We start from the raw sequence: 15456 nt of genomic DNA on the forward strand, positions 1-15456 counted from the left end.
CTTCTGCCGAACGTGTGCCCGACCGTATGCTGCACCGAAGCCTCCGACGACCTCGCCAGGGTCGATCGCGGCAGCGACGGAAGACGGTAGTGGGGGAGGCGGTTCGTTGTTGCTGGAGCTCAGCGACTCCGGCCGGGCTTTGTACAGCGACGTTCGTGGCGATGACCAGCCAGACGAGACAGTGCTGGCCCGGGCCCGGATGCGCACCGTGCACGCGGAACATGCCGAGGCGCTCTACCGTTTCCTGCTCCGCCTGAGCTGGGGCGAGCGGCAGTTGGCGGAGGACCTGCTGCAGGAGACGATGTTGCAGGCCTGGCGACACCTGGACCGCTTGCCGACCTCCCGGGAGTCGACCCGCCGGTGGCTGTTCATCGTCGCCCGCCGGATCGCCATCGATGCCGCCCGTGCCCGTCAGGCGCGCCCCATCGAGGTCGGCCTGCAGGATCTCGGCGACCTGCCCTGCAAGGAGGACATCACCGAGGCGGTGGTGGCCGCACAGACGATCCGCCGGGCGATGCCGAAGCTGACCCCGGCGCACCGCGCCGTGCTGATCGAGCTGTACTACCGGGGTCGCTCCACGGACGAGGTGGCGCAGCGGCTCGGCATACCGGAGGGAACTGTCAAATCGCGGGCCTACTACGCGTTACGGGCACTGCGTGCCGCAATCGGCCGGATCGCCCCGAACTGACGCTGCGTAACCGAGTTTCCGCGATTCGCTGCCTACCTGGGCCCGCTCCCAACACGTAGAGTGTCGCTGTCCAATTTCGCCCGCACCTGCGCCGCTCACACTGGCCGGGTCTACGACGCAGATCAGGCACGCCAATGACGGACGACGGCCTCGACGCCACGTGTGACAGCTGCGGGCCCTACCTGTTGGGTGAGCTGTGCCCGCGCGCCGTCGTGGCCTTCGAGGCGCACCTGCTGGACTGCCTCGACTGCCAGCGTGAGTGCGAGGAGCTCGGCCCGCTCGTCAGCGGCATGCTCGGCCTGGGGCCCGACGACGTCACCGGGACGCCCGGTTCCCCGCCGCCCGCCGAACGCCGCGACCCGCGCAGGTCGAAGCCCCGCGCCTTTCGGCGGTTGGGTGAGCCCTTCGGCGGTCCGGGCAACGCCTCGCCCCGGTGACCGGGCGGGCGCGCCGCCCACCGACGCGACTGTGACAGAACCAAGACATGGTGCGGACGGGGTCCGCATCTACCGGGCCGAGCATGGGACGGGTGAATCCTGGACCGTCGACCCTCGCCAGACCGGCGTCCGACCCACCGCCGCGGCGCCCACTGCCGCCGGCCGGCGATGACGCTCACCCGAGCCTGCCGCCGCTCGGCGCGGCTGGGTGCTACCTGCTCGGCTTCGGGGTGACCTGCGGCGTGTTCCTGTGGACGCGGGCCGGTCAACGGCTGGACGGCCTGCTGCTTCCCCGGGCCGAGCGGGGCGGAGGGTACGAGCAGCGCACCGCCCTGCTGGGCCCGGCGAAGACCGTGCTGGAGGTCTTCGGTGACCGGACGGTGCTGGTCGCCCTGCTCGGGGGAGTGCTGCTGCTGGGCGTGCTCGGTCGGCGTCTGCTGGCGGGGGTGGTCGGTGTCGTCATGGTCCTCGGCGCGGTAGCCGTGGCCGGCGTGGCGAAGTCGGTGCTGATCCGTCCCGACCTCCAGGTGCAGAGTTCGACCACCCACAACAGCTTTCCGAGCGGTCACGTCACGGCCGCGGCCGCGCTGCTGATGGCGTTCCTCCTGGTCGCGCCCCGGCGGGCCCGAGCCTGGATCGCCGTGCCGGGTGCGGCCGGCGTGTCGGTGGTGGCCGCGGCCACGATGCTCACCGGGTGGCACCGCGCCAGCGACGCGGTCGGCGGTGTCCTGCTGGCGGCGACGCTCTGCTGTCTCGCCTCGGCCGTGCTCGCCAGGCGTCGTCAGGCGGCCCGGGAGGGCGGCACCGACCGCGGCGGACGGGCGGTGGGCGCCCTCGGCGCCGCGCCGGGGCTGGTGCTGCTGCTCGGGGCGCTCCTGGTGGTTATGCCCGGTCTGGTCGCCTCGGTCGAGCCGGGACCGCTCATCGCCGTGATGACGGTCACCGGGCTGACGGTCGCGATCGTGGTGTCGGTGCTGCTTCCCCTGCGTACGACGGACCTGCGGGACGCGACGAGCCACCGGAGCCGGCCGCGGTCGGGGCACCGGACCGAGGGAAACGGTGAGATCAGCTCATGATGCGATACTTGCCGACATGTCCCGAGTCCTGCTGATCGAAGACCACCAGACCGTGCGCGACGGCCTGCGGTTGGCGCTGACCCGGCAGGGACACAGCGTGGACGCCGTGGCGACCGGTGAGGAGGGGCTGGAGCGGCTGGGAGCCGGCGGGTCCGACGTCGTGGTCCTCGACCTCATGCTGCCCGGGATGGACGGGTTCGAGGTCTGCCGCCGGATCCGGGCACTCGGTGACCTACCGATCATCATGCTCACCGCCCGCAACGACGACATGGACGTGGTGGCCGGCCTGGAGGCGGGCGCCGACGACTACGTGGTCAAGCCGGTACAGCCGCGGGTGCTCGAGGCGCGCATCCGGGCGGTGCTGCGGCGGGCCGTCGGCGAGGCGCGGCGGGGCGGCGAGCCGGGCGTGGAACGCTACGGCCGCCTCACCATCGACCGGGCCGCCCTCGTGGTGGGCAAGGACGGCGCTCCGGTGAGCCTCGCGCCGACCGAGCTGCGCCTGTTACTGGAACTCTCGCGGACGCCCGGCCGGGTGCTGAGCCGGCAGCAGTTGCTGGAGGCCGTCTGGGAGCACGGCTACCTGGGCGACTCGCGGCTGGTGGACGCCTGCGTGCAGCGGCTGCGCGCGAAGATCGAGGACGACTCGTCGACACCGGTCTACGTGCAGACGGTACGCGGTTTCGGATACCGGTTCGGGCCGCTGTGAGGCGCTGGCCCGGTCCGCGGGCCGCCGGGCTCCGGGTCCGGCTGCTCCTCGCCTTCGTGCTGCTCGGGCTCCTGACCACGGCCGCCGTCGCCGGCGGAAGCTACTTCCAGGCGCGGAACGTCATCCTCCAGCAGGCGCAGGACGCCGCGGTCGTGTCCCTGGTCGACCAGCTCGCGGAGGCGTACCCGATCCGCCAGCTCCCACCCACCCAGGAGGACCTCGACCGGGTGGCGCAGCTGCTCTCCGACCGCGACGGATCCGCCATCGTCAGGTACCACGACCTCACCTCGTGGAACGGCGGGATGCCCGACCCGATCTCGCCGGAACTACGTCAGGAGGTGCAGGGCGACCGCGTCGTCTGGCAGCGTGTCTCGTTCGGCGGGATGCCCGCCCTGGTCATCGGGGTGCAGCTGCGGCTGGAGCGGCCGGACGGCACGACGATTCCCTCCGGCGTGGAGGTCTACGCCGTCCGGAGTCTGGTGGCCGAGCAGCAGAGCATCGACCGGCTCGCCACGTGGGCCTGGCTGACCGGCGGACTGTCCCTGCTCTTCGCGGCCGTGCTGGCCACGGTGGCGGCGAGCGGGGTGCTACGTCCCGTACGGGAGCTGGGCCGGGCCGCGCACCGCCTCGGTGCGGGCGACCTGACCACCCGGCTCGCGGTCCGCGGATCGGACGAGTTGACCGAGGTGGCGCGGACCTTCAACCACACCGCCGAGTTGCTGGAGCGGCAGGTCGGGGAGCTGCGCCGGATGGAGGCCGATGCCCGGCGCTTCGTGGCCGACGTGTCGCACGAGCTGCGTACGCCGCTGGCGGCGATGACGGCGGTCACCGACGTCCTCGACGAGGAGGCGGACCGGCTGCCCGGCGACGCCGGTCAGGCCGCCCGGCTGGTCAGTCAGGAGACCCAGCGGCTCACCCTGCTGGTCAACGACCTGATCGAGGTGAGCAGGTTCGACTCGGGCACGGCGCGGCTGGCACTCGACGACATCGACGTGGCCGCCGCGGTGACCGCGACGCTGCGGGCCCGGGGCTGGGCCGACCGGGTACGGACCGACCTGCCGGCCGGCATCGTGGCGCGGCTGGACCCCCGCCGACTGGACGTCATCGTCGCCAACCTGGTCGGCAACGCGTTCCGGCACGGCACCCCGCCGGTGTGGCTGCGACTGAGCGCCGAGTCGGGCTGGATCACCATCGAGGTGGGCGACAACGGCCCGGGCCTGGACCCGGAGGTGCTACCGCACGTCTTCGACCGGTTCTACAAGGCGGACACCGCGCGGACCCGGTCCGAGGGCAGCGGGCTGGGCCTCGCCATCGCGTGGGAGAACGCCCGGCTGCACCGGTACGCCGGACGGACGGGCGCCCTCGTGGCCGCGAACGGTCCGGCCGGTGGGGCGGTGTTCACGCTCCACCTGCCGTCCGCGACGGCCGACCCCACCGCCACCGACACCACGGACCCGGGAGGCGTACGGTGACCGGATCGACGGCGACACGTCCCCGGCGGGCGGGCGCCTCGCGGCTCGCCGCGCTGCTGGCCGGCGTGGTGCTGGTCACCCTCGTCGCCGCCGGCTGCGGGGTGCGGCCCAGCGGGGTCGTGACCGGCCGTCCCGCACCGGACGGCCCGACCGAGGGCGCCCGGCTCTATCTGGTCCGGCAGGGAGAGTTGGCGCCGGTCGTCCGCCCGGCCCAGGAGTTTCTCTCGTCCGAGCAGGTGGTCGGGTTGCTGGCGCAGGGGCCGAACGAGCGCGAGCGCAGCCAGGGGTTCACCACCGAGGTGCCGGCGGGTCTCGTGCCGGCCGCCCCGCCGGTGGCGACACCCGGCGCGGTCGGTTTCACGCTGACCATGACGGGGCCCGTGACGACCCTGTCGACGATCGCCGCCGACCAGATCACCTGCACGATGTGGGACGCGCCGGGCTTCGCCAACCGCGGGCGGAAGCCCCTTCCGGTCACCATTGCCGGGTCCGACGGGGCCCGGGCGCCGCGGGTCTGTCCACTCTGACCCGCGACGCCGTGGGCCGTCCTACCCCTGGTCGGCGTCCGGGCCGTGGCCCACCCTCAGCAGGGCGCGGCCGGTCAGCGCGCCGCAGATCAGGATGTCGATCAGGGCGGAGAAGTCGACGCCGGCCTGCTGCCAGATGCGGGGGTACTGCGACGCGGCGGTGAACCCCGGGAAGGTGTTGACCTCGTTGAGGACGGGCTCGCCGTACGTCGGGCCGGCGTCCGGACGCGACCCGGCCCCGGGGTGTGGCAGCTCCGGCAGGAAGAAGTCGACCCGCAGCAGACCGCGGCAGCCGAGCGCGTGAAAGGCACGTGCCGCACGATCCTGCAGCAGCGCGGTGGTGGCGGGGTCCAGCGGAGCGGGGATCTGGAACACGGCCCCGCCGTCGTATTTCGCGTCGTAGTCGAAGAAGCCGGCGCCGGTCACGCTGATCTCCAGCGGTGGGCCGGCCGCGAGCCGACCGTCCGGGTACTGGAGAACGGCCACGTCGATCTCGCGTCCCCCCACGGCCTGCTCGACCAGCACCTTCGTGTCGAACGTCCGGGCCAGCCGCAGCGCGTCGGGCAGCGCGGCCCAGTCGTCGACCCGGGTGACGCCGAGGCTGGAGCCGGCCCGGGCCGGCTTCACGAAGACCGGCAGGCCCAACCGCCGCCGGTCGTCGGGGTGCAGCTCCTCGTCGGCGCGCAGGGTGACGCCGGGGGTGACCCGCAGACCGTCGGCGGCGAGCAGCTTCTTCGTGACCTCCTTGTCCATGCCGGCGGCGCCGGCCAGGACCCCGTTGCCGACGTACGGCACGTTGAGCCACTCCAGCAGCGACGCCACGGTGCCGTCCTCGCCGTACGGGCCGTGCAGGGCCGGAAAGACCACATCCTGCCCGGCCAGCACGCGAAGCGCCTCCGCCATCGGCAGCGGCGCACCGTCGACGTGCCATCCGCCGCCGCGGCCGATGAGCACCTCCGTCACGTCGTACCGCTCCCGGTCCACCGCGGCGAGGATGCTCGCCGCCGACTGGCAGGACACCTCGTGCTCGCCGCTCCGCCCGCCGAACAACACCGCGAGTCGGGTCTTCATGACAGCTCCGTTTCGTCGTGCCGGTACCGCCGGACCACTCTGGCCCCGACACCGGTCAAGATCTCGTTGGGGATGGTCCTCGCCCACCGGGCCCACTGGGCCACCGTCGGCTGCGTCCGGTCGTCGTCCCGCTCGGGACCGAAGACCACGGCCTCGTCGCCGATCTCCACGGGAAGGTCACCGGCGTCGACGACGCACTGGTCCATGGCGATGCGCCCGACGATCGGGCACCGCCGGCCGGCCAGGCGCACCGCGCCGCGTCCCTCGGCCGCGCGGGGCAGGCCGTCGGCGTAGCCGAGCGGCAGCAGGGCCAGCGTGGTCGGTCCCCGGGTCACGTGCTCGGGCCCGTACGAGACACCCGTGCCGGCCGGTACCCGCTTCACGTTGACGACGCCCGCCCGCAGGGTCATCGCGGCGCGCAGCCCGTACCGACCCGGCCCGTTCCCCCCGAACGGGTCCACGCCGTAGAGCGCCAGCCCGATCCGGCACAGGTCGTAGCGGGTCCGGGGGGCGCCGAGCGCGGCGGCCGAGTTGGCCAGGTGCACCAGGTCGGGGTCGAGCCCCGCCGCCCGCGCCAGCGCCAAGGCCTCCTCGAAGAGCGTCACCTGCCGCGACAGGCCCGGACTGTCCGGCACGTCCGCGTCGGCCAGGTGCGACCAGACCGCGCGTACCCGTACCGCCCCCTCCAGCTCGAACTTGCGGGCCCAGCCGGTCACCTCGGGCCAGTCACGCTCGGCGGCGCCGTTGCGGGACAACCCGGTGTCGGCCTTGAGCTGCACCGTCGCCGGCACGCCGAGCGCCCGGGCCGCGTCGGCGACCGCGTGCAGGTGCGCCACCGTCGACACGCCGATGTCCGTGCCGGCCGCGATCAGTGCCGCGAAGTCGTCGTCGGGGCGGTGCAGCCAGCTCAGCACCGGTGCGGTGATGCCCGCCGCGCGCAGCGCGAGCGCCTCGGCCGCCGAGGCGACCCCGAGCCAGCCGGCGCCGGCCCGCAGCGCGGCCCGGGCCACCGGCACGGCGCCGTGCCCGAAGCCGTCGGCCTTGACGACCGCCATCAGCGCGGTGTCCGCCGCCGCGCCGATCGTCCGCACGTTCTGCTCGATCGCCGTCAGGTCGACCGCCGCCTCCGCCAACGTGTTCATCGGGTCACCGCCGGCCGGGGAGCGCTCGGCCGATGGCGGCCGGGCAGGTCGAACAGCCACGGTGCCCGCCCCGACAGGGCCCGGTGGACGGCCAGGCTCAGCCCGATGACGAGCGCGGTCAGCAGGATCGGGTAGCCGAGGACGACGATCTCCTGGCCGGCCTGGTCCAGCCCGGACAGCGGCCCGACGAGCAGGCGGTGCAGCAGCGCGAGGACGGGCATGTGGATGACATAGACGGGCAGCGTGTTGCGGCCGAGCGCGACGAGAGGGCCGGCGATGGACCGCCACCGGCACAGCCGGGCCGCCGCGGTGATCCCGAAGGCGACCGCCACCACGGAGACCAGCGGCCACACGCCGAGCCAGGTCTGTGCGCCGAGCGCGGCCATCGCGGCCAGCGCGAGGGCGTACGCGCCGCCGGTGAGCACGAGCCGCCGCCGGGTCGCGCCGGCCGCCCACGCCTCGATCCAGGGTCGCAGGTACAGGCCGGCGAGGAAGAAGACGAGGTTCTGGTAGAACCCGCCCCGGTTGCCGGGTGTGTCGAGCAGGCCGGCGGCGGTGACGACGGACAGGGCCGCGGCGGGCACGAGGACCAGCGCCCGGGGCGCCCGGCGCACCGCCTTGGCGACGGTGAAGTAGAGCGCCAGGGCGTAGAGGTACCAGAGGTTCGAGGGGGTGATGGTGAGCTGCTCCAGAAGACCGGTCGCGGAGGTGGCGCGGTCGGTCGGGAAGCCGGGGGCCAGGGCGAGGACCGCGGTGTGGACGAGCAGCCAGACGGCGTACAGGTAGCCGAACCGGGCGATCCGTCTCCGTGCGACGGCCCGCCAGGGACGCTGGACGGCGTTGGCCGCGAAGACGCCCGAAATGGTGAAGAACAGAGGCATCCGCAGCGGCAGGAGCTGCTCGCCCAACGCGCCCCACAGACCCGGCGCCGGTACGCCGAGGTGCCAGTCGACCTGCAGGTAGTCCTTGACGACGACGTGCCACGCGACGACCAGGACGATGCAGAAGCCCTTCGCCGCGTCGGCCCACTCCACCCGGCCCGGCCCCCGGTCGGTCGCCGCGCCCGGCACCACGGGGAGGGGGACCGTGGCGGCCTCCCACACCGCGGGCCGGACGGCCGGCAGTACTCGTTCTCCGATCACCCGGACGACGTTGTCACCCGCATATCCGTGCCCGGCGCGCGAATTGTCACGAGCCGGTAATAGAAGGCGGACGTGAGCGAGGGACGACGGCCGGTGCGTACGGCGTCATCGCCTCGGCAACAGTTGGATGATGGCGGCCAGCGCCAGCTCCAGCACGATGAGCGCGACCAGCCCGGCCCGGAATCCACCGGTCAGATCGGCGGCCCGGTAGAAGACGATGCCGATCAGGGCCACCCCGACCGCGTTGCCGGTCTGGTTCACCGTGGCCAGCACCCCGGCGGCCGCGCCGGTGTGCCGCGGGTTGATCCGCGAGAGGACGGTGGTGGTGAGCGGGGCGAGCGCGATACCCATGCCGATGCCGTCCACGGCGAGCCCCGGCACGAGCCAACCGGTCCCATGGCCGGCCGCCTGCCACATGCCGTACAGGCCCACCGCCATCACCAGCGCGCCGACGCTGACCACCTGGCGACCGAGCCGGGCGGCGATCCGGTGCGCGTACGTCGAGGTGGCCAGGTAGCCGGCGCCGATGGCGATGAAGACGACGCCCGACTCCAGCGCCGACAGGCCCCGCTCGACCTGAAGGTAGAGCGCCAGCACGAGGAAGAACGACGCCTGCCCCATCCAGAACACCTGGGTTGCCACCAGCCCCACCGAGAACGCCCGCTCCCGGAACAGCGTCAGGTCCACCAGCGGCTGCGCGCGGCGCCGCTGGGTCGCCGCGAACAGCGCGAACAGCAGCACGGCGGCGGCCAGGCTCAGCCAGGTCCACACCGGCCAGCCCTGCTCGCGCCCCTCCACCAGCGGCAAAACCAGCGCCACCAGCGCCGCACTCACCAGGACCACGCCGGCCAGGTCGAGCCGGGTCGCCGGGTGGCGGGACTCCGGCACCCGGCGTAGCAGGGCCAGCGCAGCGACCCCGATCGGCAGGTTGATGAGGAAGCACAGCCGCCAGTCCAGGCCGAACAGGTCCGCCCGGATCAGCAGGCCACCGATCAGCTGGCCGAAGACGGCGCCCAGACCCATCGTGAGGCCGTACCGGGCGATCGCCTTCGGCTGCTCGGCCGGCGCGACGCTGGTCCGCACGATGGCCAGCACCTGCGGCATGAGCAACGCCGCCGCGAGCCCCTGCAGCACCCGGGCGCCGATGAGAACGCCCACGGTGGGCGCCAGCCCGCACAGCACGGAGGCCGCGGTGAACAGCGCCACGCCGATACCGAACACCTGGCGGCGGCCGTACCGGTCGCCCAGCCGGCCGCCGGTGATCAGGCCGGCGGCCACCGCGAGGACGTAGCCGGCTACCACCCACTCCAGCGCGGCCGGGCCGGCGTCCAGGTCACGTTGCATCGCCGGCAGGGCAACGTTGACGATGAACGCGTCGATCGCGGTCATGAACGTCGAGATCAACAGGACCGGCAGGAAGGCACCGGGCCGTGCGGCCGATGCGGTGACCCGCACCGGCCGCGCGCTCAGGACGGTCATGCCGGCACCCGGTCCAGGAAGCCGTGCACGGCGGCGATCCGGCCGTCGGTGATGACCGCGACGTCGAAGCCGACGACGATCGGCTCGGCGCCGGCCGGGCCGAGGTTCCAGGTGAACCGGGCCAGGTCGTGGTGGGCGTCGACCGGACCGGCGAGGCTGAACTCCAGGCCGGGGAACTGCTGCTGCACGCCGGCGATGAGCGCGTCGATCTGGTCGCGGCCGGCGACGGAGGCCAGCGGGTCGGTGTACGTCCCGTCGGTCGCCCACACCTCGTCGACGAGCGCGCGGCGGGCGGCGGCGTCGGTGGTGTTCCAGGCGGTCAGGTACTTCTCGATGAGTTCCATGGCCAGGACGCTATGGAGGATCCGGCGCCCGGGAATCGGTAGCGCTTAGGTACCGCGTACCTGTGTAGGGTCGAGAGAATGTTGCACGGCCGCGCCGCAGAGCAGGACCGGATCGCGGCCCTGGTGGCGCGGGCCCGGGCGGGGGAGAGCGCCGCGCTGGTGCTGCGGGGCGGGCCGGGCATCGGCAAGACCGCGCTGCTGGACTGGGCTGCCGAGCTGACGTCGCCCGCCGACCGGCCGCTGCGCGTGCTGCGCGCCAGCGCCGCCGAGTTCGAGGCCGAACTGCCGTTCGCCGGGCTGAGCCAGCTCGTACGGCCGGCGCTCGACCGCCTCGACCGGCTGCCCGCGCCGCAGCGGCAGGTGCTCGCCTCCGCGTTCGGGCTCGGCGGCGGCGCCCCGGCCGACCGGCTGCTGGTGGGGCTCGCGGTGCTGTCGCTCCTGGCGGACCTGGCCGACGACGGTCCGCTGCTCTGCCTCGTCGACGACGCGCACTGGCTGGACAGCGTCTCCGCCGAGGCGCTGCTGTTCGCCGCGCGCCGCCTGCACGCCGAGGGTATCGTGATGATCTTCGCGGCCCGGGACGGCGGCTTTCCCGCCCCCGGCCTTCCCGAACTCACCGTCGGCGCGCTCGCGCCGGCCGACGCCGTCTTGCTGCTCGACCCGGAGCTCGCCCCCGAGGTACGGATGCGGGTGCTCGGCGAGGCGCAGGGCAACCCGCTTGCGCTCATCGAGCTGCCCCGCGTCGTCCGGGCCGACGACGCCGGTGGCCCCCTGCCGCTCACCGACCGGCTGCAGGCGGCGTTCCACGGCCAGGTCGACCGGCTACCGGCCGGCGCCCGGACGCTGCTGCTCGTCGCCGCCGTCGAGGACACCGGCGACCTCGACGTGCTGCTGCGCGCCGCCGCCCCGCTCGGCGCGGGCCCGGCGGACCTGCGGCCGGCGGAGGAGACCCGGCTCGTCGAGGTCACCGGCCGGCGGCTGCGGTTCCGCCACCCGCTGGTCCGCGCCGCCGTGCACGCCGGCGCCACGTACCCGGAGCGGCTCGCCGCGCACCGCGCGCTCGCGGACGTGCTCACCACGCCCGACACCGCCGACCGGCGGGCCTGGCACCGCGCCGCGGCCACCACCGGCCCGGACGAGCAGGTCGCCGCCACTCTGGAACGCACCGCCGAGCAGGCCCGCGCGCGCAGCGGCTACGGGGCGGCGCTGGCGGCGTTCGAGCGCGCCGCCGAACTGAGTGAGGACTCGGCCGCCCAGGCGCGCCGGCTGTTGCTGGCCGCGGAGAGCGGCCTTCAGTCCGGGCACCTCGACAACGCGGTCCGCCTCGCCGAGCGGGCCGCCGGCCTGGTCAACGAGCCGGCCTTCCACGCCCGCGTCGCCTGGGTCGAAGGGCACGCCTGGTTCTGGCAGGGCGGCCACCAGACCGCCTACGACCTGATGAGCCGGGGCGCGCAGCTCGACCCCGGACAGCGGGACGCCCTGCTGGTGGCGGCGTTCCACCCGGCCTGGTATCTCGGCGAGCCATACCTCGGCGCCTGCCTGGACCAGCTCGCGACGCTGGAGCATCCGGTGGCCCGCTACCAGGTCGCCGCCGTCCGCGGCCGTCCGCTGCCCCTGGCGACGGTCGCCGCCCAGGTCGGCTCCGAACCGCGCGACCGCGTGCAGCTCTGCGGGCTCGGCTTCGTCGCCGGACAGGACGCCGAGACCTACGAGCTGGCCACCGGCCTGGTCGCCCGCTGCCGGGCAGACGGCATCCTCGGTCTGCTGCCCACGCTGCTGTTCTTCCTCGCCGAGGCGGAGTTCTTCCACGGCCGGCACCGCGACGCCGCGGTCAGCCTCGACGAGGCGATCCGGGTCGCCCGCGACGGCAACCAGCCGCTCTGGGTCAGCCAACTGCTCGCCGTGCAGGCCGTGCTCGCCGCGGTCTCCGGCGACGAGGCACGCTGCCAGGAACTCGTGGCCTCGACGCTGGACGGCGCCACGGCGAGCGCCGAAGCGGGCGGTCGCGCGTGGACACTGTGGGCGCAGGGCCTGCTCGACCTCGGCCAGGGTCGCGCCGAGTCCGCCGTGACCCGGCTCGCCGCCCTCCAGGAGAACCCGTACGCCCACCAGGTGTGCGCGTATCGCAGCGTGCCCGACCTGGTCGAGGCGGCCGTCCGGGCCGGCGTGCCCGAGCAGGCCGAGGAGGCGTACACCCGCTTCTCGGCATGGGCGGAGCGGGTCGACCAGCCGTGGGCGACGTCGCTGGCATACCGGTGCCGGGCCCTGCTCTCCGGCGACGAGCAGGACTACCTGCTCGCGCTGAAGGCCGGCGGCCGCCCCTTCGAGCAGGCCCGCACCGAACTGCTGTACGGCGAGTGGCTGCGCCGCGCCCGGCGCAAGGCCGACGCCCGCGGCCGCCTGCACCACGCCCTGGGCACGTTCGACCAGTTGGATGCGGCGCCGTGGGCGGCGCGGGCGCGCGGCGAGCTGGAGGCCACCGGCCTGCGCGCTCCGCAACCCGCTGCGTCGGCCGGCGCCGACCTCACCCCGCAGGAGCTGCAGATCGCCCGGCTCGCCGGCACCGGGTTGTCCAACCGGGACATCGCCGCGCAGCTGTTCCTCAGCCCGAAGACTGTCGCGTACCACCTGTACAAGGCGTACCCGAAGCTCGGCGTCACCAGCCGCACCGAGCTGGCGGCCCTGGCGCTGTGACCAGTGCCCGGAGCGCTGGGTCAGGAGGCTGCGGCGGACCTCTTCGTGGGGTCGGCCGAGGTGGCGCCCTCGGACGGGCGACGGGTCAGGACCTGCGGGCCGGCGGTCGTGACGGCGACGGTGTGCTCGGAGTGGGCGGTGCGGGAGCCGTCGGCGGAGCGGATCGTCCAGCCGTCCTTGTCGAACCTGATCTTGTCCGTGGAGCGGCAGAACCACGGCTCGATGGCGATCGTGAGGCCGGGGTCGAGCCGCATGCCGCGACGGGGCCGGCCGTTGTTGGGGACGTGCGGAGCCTCGTGCATGGTGCGGCCGATGCCGTGGCCGCCGAACTCGGAGTTGACGCCGTAGCCGTAGGAGCGGGCGACCTCAGCGATCGCGGCGGAGATGTCACCGAGCCGGCCGCCGGGCTGGGCGGCGTTGATGCCGGCCTCCAGTGCGACCTCGGTGGCCTCGATGAGCTTCAGGTCGTCCGGGTCGGGGGTGCCGACGACGACGGAGACCGCGGAGTCGGCGACCCAGCCGTCGATGCCGACCGCCATGTCGATGCTGACCACGTCACCGTCCCGGAGGACGTAGTCGTGCGGCAGGCCGTGCAGGACGGCGTCGTTGACCGACAGGCACAGCACGTTGCGGAACGGGCCGCGGCCGAACGAGGGGGCGTAGTCCCAGTAGCAGGATTCGGCGCCGCGTTCGGCGATCCGGCGGCGGGCGTGGTGTTCGAGGTCCATCAGGTTGACGCCGACGGCGGCGACACCGCTCAGCTCGGCGAGCAGCTCGCCGACGAACTGGCCGGTCACCGCCATCCGGTTGATCTCCTCGGCGGACTTGAGCTCGATCACGACAGCCTCCCTCTCCGTGGCGGTATTTTTATACCACGCCAGGTCGGGGCTGCCCCGGGGGTATCCTGCTGCCATGGTTCGCCAACCGCTCACCGCCGAACAGATCGCCGCGGGCCAGCGTCTCGGAGCCGCCCTCCGCGTCGCCCGTGCCGACCGCAGCCTCGTCGAGGTGGCCCTGGCGGCCGGCATCTCGCCCGAGACGCTGCGCAAGATCGAGGCAGGCCGGCTTCCCGCGCCGGCGTTCGGCACGGTGGTCGGCCTCAGCCGGGCACTGGACGTCCCCCTCAGCGACCTGGCTGACGTCTGGCTGACCGACATGGCCGTCCGCCAGGCGTCCTAGTGCGGTGTCCACTAACGTTCACCGGGTCGTCCGGTGGGGTGTTGTGGATCCTCGCCGTTGGGGGCGAGCGACTCCCCACCGGGTGGTGGGGCGGGCCACCGCGGGCCAACTGATCCTCGCGCCGCCTGGGTTGGGCGGCGGGGGTCACGTCGGGACTGGCCGGCGCCGGGGAGGTGCCGGCCGGCTCGACGGTGCGTGATCACCCCGGGCAGCACAGCCACAGCCGTGGTGGGGGTGGTGGGTCCGCCGCCCGGTTTGCGGGTGGCGATCATGGCCGCCGCGACAAGATCGCGGTGCCCGGAGAATCGGCAGTGTGGGCAGGTGATGGTGCGCCCGCGGGGTTTGGGTATCCGCCGGTGGCAGGCGGGGCAGGTGGAGGAGGTGCCGCGTTCGTCGACCATGTGCACGGTGATGCCGGCGAGGGTGGCCTTGTCGGTGAGGACCTGGATGAGCCGGCCGATCTGCCACTGCCGCAGCCGCAGGTTGTGCCGCCGCCCGGCCGGGATGTCGAGCACGCTACGGGGGTCGCCGACGTGCAGCACCCCCACCCGCTGCTGTTGGGCCCACGATATGACGGTGCGGGCCGCCTCGTGCTGGGCCTGGCGGACGCGCCGCCGATGCCGGCCCTCCACCATGCGGGCGCGGCGGCGGTAGCGGCGCCACCGCCGTGACCCCCGCTGCCCCGGCTTCGGCGCCCGGCGGGCCACCGCCCGACGGCGGGCCTTGGTGTCAGCCAGGTGCATCCGATACTCAGCACGGACCGCCCGCCCCGACACCAACAACCCCGCCCCGTCCGGCCCCGCCACTGCGTAGGGGTGAATGATTCCGAGGTCCACCCCGGCGACACGTCCGGCGTCCGGCTCTTCACCGGGCGGGTAGACAGTTACGGGAACTTCGGCGGTGACATCGAGGAACAGGCGGTTACCCTCACACAGCAGGGTGATCGAGCGGACCTGCTCCACTGGGTACGGCAGATCCCGGACCAGCCGCACCCACAACGGGGCACTGCCACGCGCGGCCGGGATCCGCACCCGCCGCCCGACAACGGTGAACGTGCCGTGATACCAACGCACCGGCACCAACCCACGCCGACGACGCGGAAACCCCGCCGACACGTCACCGGTCTGACGGCGCTTCGCCACGGCGAACCACGCATCCGAGAACCGGCGCAACACCGACCGCGCACCCGTGCTGTCCAACTCACCGAACGTGCCCGGCCCCGACGCGGCCAACTCCCGACACAACTCCTGGAAGCCGGCCAACGGCGCATCACCGCGGCGACGCCGCCACGCGTTGACCTCCAACACACACGCCCACACATCACCGGCTGAGCGAAGCAGACCGAAACACCGCCGCCGCTGACCCGCCGTCACCCGCAACCCGACCCGAGCCGTGCGATACACGACCCGCGGCGCAGCGCAATCCCGACGACGAGGCACGAACCCCAGCCAACACCACCCGTACGACAACTTCCCCACCAGCGATCAACCCGGCGAACG

Annotated in this window: 15 protein-coding genes; 8 read left to right on the top strand and 7 right to left on the bottom strand. The window is 73.7% G+C overall.

From position 1 onward, the window contains the following. Nucleotides 1-106 precede the first annotated feature (106 nt). From GA0070620_RS02715 to GA0070620_RS02740, 6 genes are all read left to right on the top strand, one after another. A complete protein-coding gene (locus tag GA0070620_RS02715; protein WP_231922180.1) occupies nt 107-688 on the top strand; it encodes a sigma-70 family RNA polymerase sigma factor in 582 nt (193 codons plus the stop codon). Between the two features lie 134 nt (nt 689-822). Further along, complete coding sequence (locus GA0070620_RS02720) at nt 823-1125, top strand: anti-sigma factor (protein WP_091588234.1); 303 nt, start codon at nt 823-825, stop codon at nt 1123-1125. Between the two features lie 92 nt (nt 1126-1217). Next, complete coding sequence (locus GA0070620_RS33950) at nt 1218-2201, top strand: phosphatase PAP2 family protein (RefSeq protein WP_157741516.1); 984 nt, start codon at nt 1218-1220, stop codon at nt 2199-2201. Between the two features lie 16 nt (nt 2202-2217). After that, nucleotides 2218-2907, top strand: coding sequence for a response regulator transcription factor (locus GA0070620_RS02730; protein WP_091588238.1), 690 nt, complete (start codon nt 2218-2220; stop codon nt 2905-2907). Further along, on the top strand, nt 2904-4379 hold the full coding sequence (locus GA0070620_RS02735; protein ID WP_091588240.1) for a sensor histidine kinase: 1476 nt from the start codon (nt 2904-2906) through the stop codon (nt 4377-4379). Before GA0070620_RS02730 ends, GA0070620_RS02735 begins: the two co-directional genes overlap by 4 nt. Beyond that, complete coding sequence (locus GA0070620_RS02740; RefSeq protein WP_231922182.1) at nt 4376-4906, top strand: hypothetical protein; 531 nt, start codon at nt 4376-4378, stop codon at nt 4904-4906. Before GA0070620_RS02735 ends, GA0070620_RS02740 begins: the two co-directional genes overlap by 4 nt. A gap of 21 nt (nt 4907-4927) precedes the next feature. On the opposite strand, the gene GA0070620_RS02745 is transcribed toward GA0070620_RS02740, so the two are convergent. From GA0070620_RS02745 to GA0070620_RS02765, 5 genes are all read right to left on the bottom strand, one after another. Further along, nucleotides 4928-5977 carry a D-alanine--D-alanine ligase family protein gene (locus GA0070620_RS02745; protein ID WP_091588242.1) on the bottom strand — a complete coding sequence of 350 codons (1050 nt, stop codon included), beginning with the start codon at nt 5975-5977 and terminating at the stop codon, nt 4928-4930. Further along, nucleotides 5974-7119 carry an alanine racemase gene (gene alr, locus GA0070620_RS02750; protein WP_091588245.1) on the bottom strand — a complete coding sequence of 382 codons (1146 nt, stop codon included), beginning with the start codon at nt 7117-7119 and terminating at the stop codon, nt 5974-5976. The genes GA0070620_RS02745 and alr overlap by 4 nt, the downstream gene beginning before the upstream one ends. After that, nucleotides 7116-8261, bottom strand: coding sequence for an acyltransferase family protein (locus GA0070620_RS02755; protein WP_231922184.1), 1146 nt, complete (start codon nt 8259-8261; stop codon nt 7116-7118). The genes alr and GA0070620_RS02755 overlap by 4 nt, the downstream gene beginning before the upstream one ends. A 105-nt stretch (nt 8262-8366) precedes the next feature. Then, complete coding sequence (locus tag GA0070620_RS02760; protein ID WP_091588247.1) at nt 8367-9740, bottom strand: MFS transporter; 1374 nt, start codon at nt 9738-9740, stop codon at nt 8367-8369. Then, on the bottom strand, nt 9737-10084 hold the full coding sequence (locus tag GA0070620_RS02765; RefSeq protein ID WP_091588250.1) for a nuclear transport factor 2 family protein: 348 nt from the start codon (nt 10082-10084) through the stop codon (nt 9737-9739). The genes GA0070620_RS02760 and GA0070620_RS02765 overlap by 4 nt, the downstream gene beginning before the upstream one ends. Before the next feature lie 78 nt (nt 10085-10162). Here GA0070620_RS02765 and GA0070620_RS02770 point away from each other — a divergent pair, with 78 nt between their 5' ends. Further along, nucleotides 10163-12778: a helix-turn-helix transcriptional regulator gene (locus GA0070620_RS02770; RefSeq protein WP_091588253.1), complete on the top strand. Its 2616-nt coding sequence runs from the start codon at nt 10163-10165 to the stop codon at nt 12776-12778. Nucleotides 12779-12798: 20 nt separating this feature from the next. On the opposite strand, the gene map is transcribed toward GA0070620_RS02770, so the two are convergent. Beyond that, the gene (gene map / locus GA0070620_RS02775; protein ID WP_091588256.1) at nt 12799-13617 is read right to left on the bottom strand and encodes a type I methionyl aminopeptidase; all 819 of its coding nucleotides are present in this window, start codon (nt 13615-13617) and stop codon (nt 12799-12801) included. A 73-nt stretch (nt 13618-13690) separates the two neighbouring features. On the opposite strand from map, the gene GA0070620_RS02780 reads away from it, so the two are divergent. After that, complete coding sequence (locus GA0070620_RS02780) at nt 13691-13957, top strand: helix-turn-helix domain-containing protein (protein WP_091588259.1); 267 nt, start codon at nt 13691-13693, stop codon at nt 13955-13957. Between the two features lie 11 nt (nt 13958-13968). Here the strand turns inward: GA0070620_RS02780 and GA0070620_RS02785 are convergent, their stop codons facing one another. Further along, on the bottom strand, nt 13969-15435 hold the full coding sequence (locus GA0070620_RS02785) for an RNA-guided endonuclease InsQ/TnpB family protein (RefSeq protein WP_331713221.1): 1467 nt from the start codon (nt 15433-15435) through the stop codon (nt 13969-13971). Nucleotides 15436-15456: the final 21 nt, after the last annotated feature.

Source organism: Micromonospora krabiensis, from assembly GCF_900091425.1.
Lineage (GTDB): Bacteria > Actinomycetota > Actinomycetes > Mycobacteriales > Micromonosporaceae > Micromonospora > Micromonospora krabiensis.

Bases quoted from the DNA above. Each gene is read 5' to 3' on its own strand.
- GA0070620_RS02760 (WP_091588247.1), bottom strand. From the start codon at position 9,740: ATGACCGTCCTGAGCGCGCGGCCGGTGCGGGTCACCGCATCGGCCGCA.
- GA0070620_RS02745 (WP_091588242.1), bottom strand. From the start codon at position 5,977: ATGAAGACCCGACTCGCGGTGTTGTTCGGCGGGCGGAGCGGCGAGCAC.
- GA0070620_RS02765 (WP_091588250.1), bottom strand. From the start codon at position 10,084: ATGGAACTCATCGAGAAGTACCTGACCGCCTGGAACACCACCGACGCC.
- GA0070620_RS02770 (WP_091588253.1), top strand. From the start codon at position 10,163: ATGTTGCACGGCCGCGCCGCAGAGCAGGACCGGATCGCGGCCCTGGTG.
- GA0070620_RS02730 (WP_091588238.1), top strand. From the start codon at position 2,218: ATGTCCCGAGTCCTGCTGATCGAAGACCACCAGACCGTGCGCGACGGC.
- GA0070620_RS02720 (WP_091588234.1), top strand. From the start codon at position 823: ATGACGGACGACGGCCTCGACGCCACGTGTGACAGCTGCGGGCCCTAC.
- alr (WP_091588245.1), bottom strand. From the start codon at position 7,119: ATGAACACGTTGGCGGAGGCGGCGGTCGACCTGACGGCGATCGAGCAG.
- GA0070620_RS02780 (WP_091588259.1), top strand. From the start codon at position 13,691: ATGGTTCGCCAACCGCTCACCGCCGAACAGATCGCCGCGGGCCAGCGT.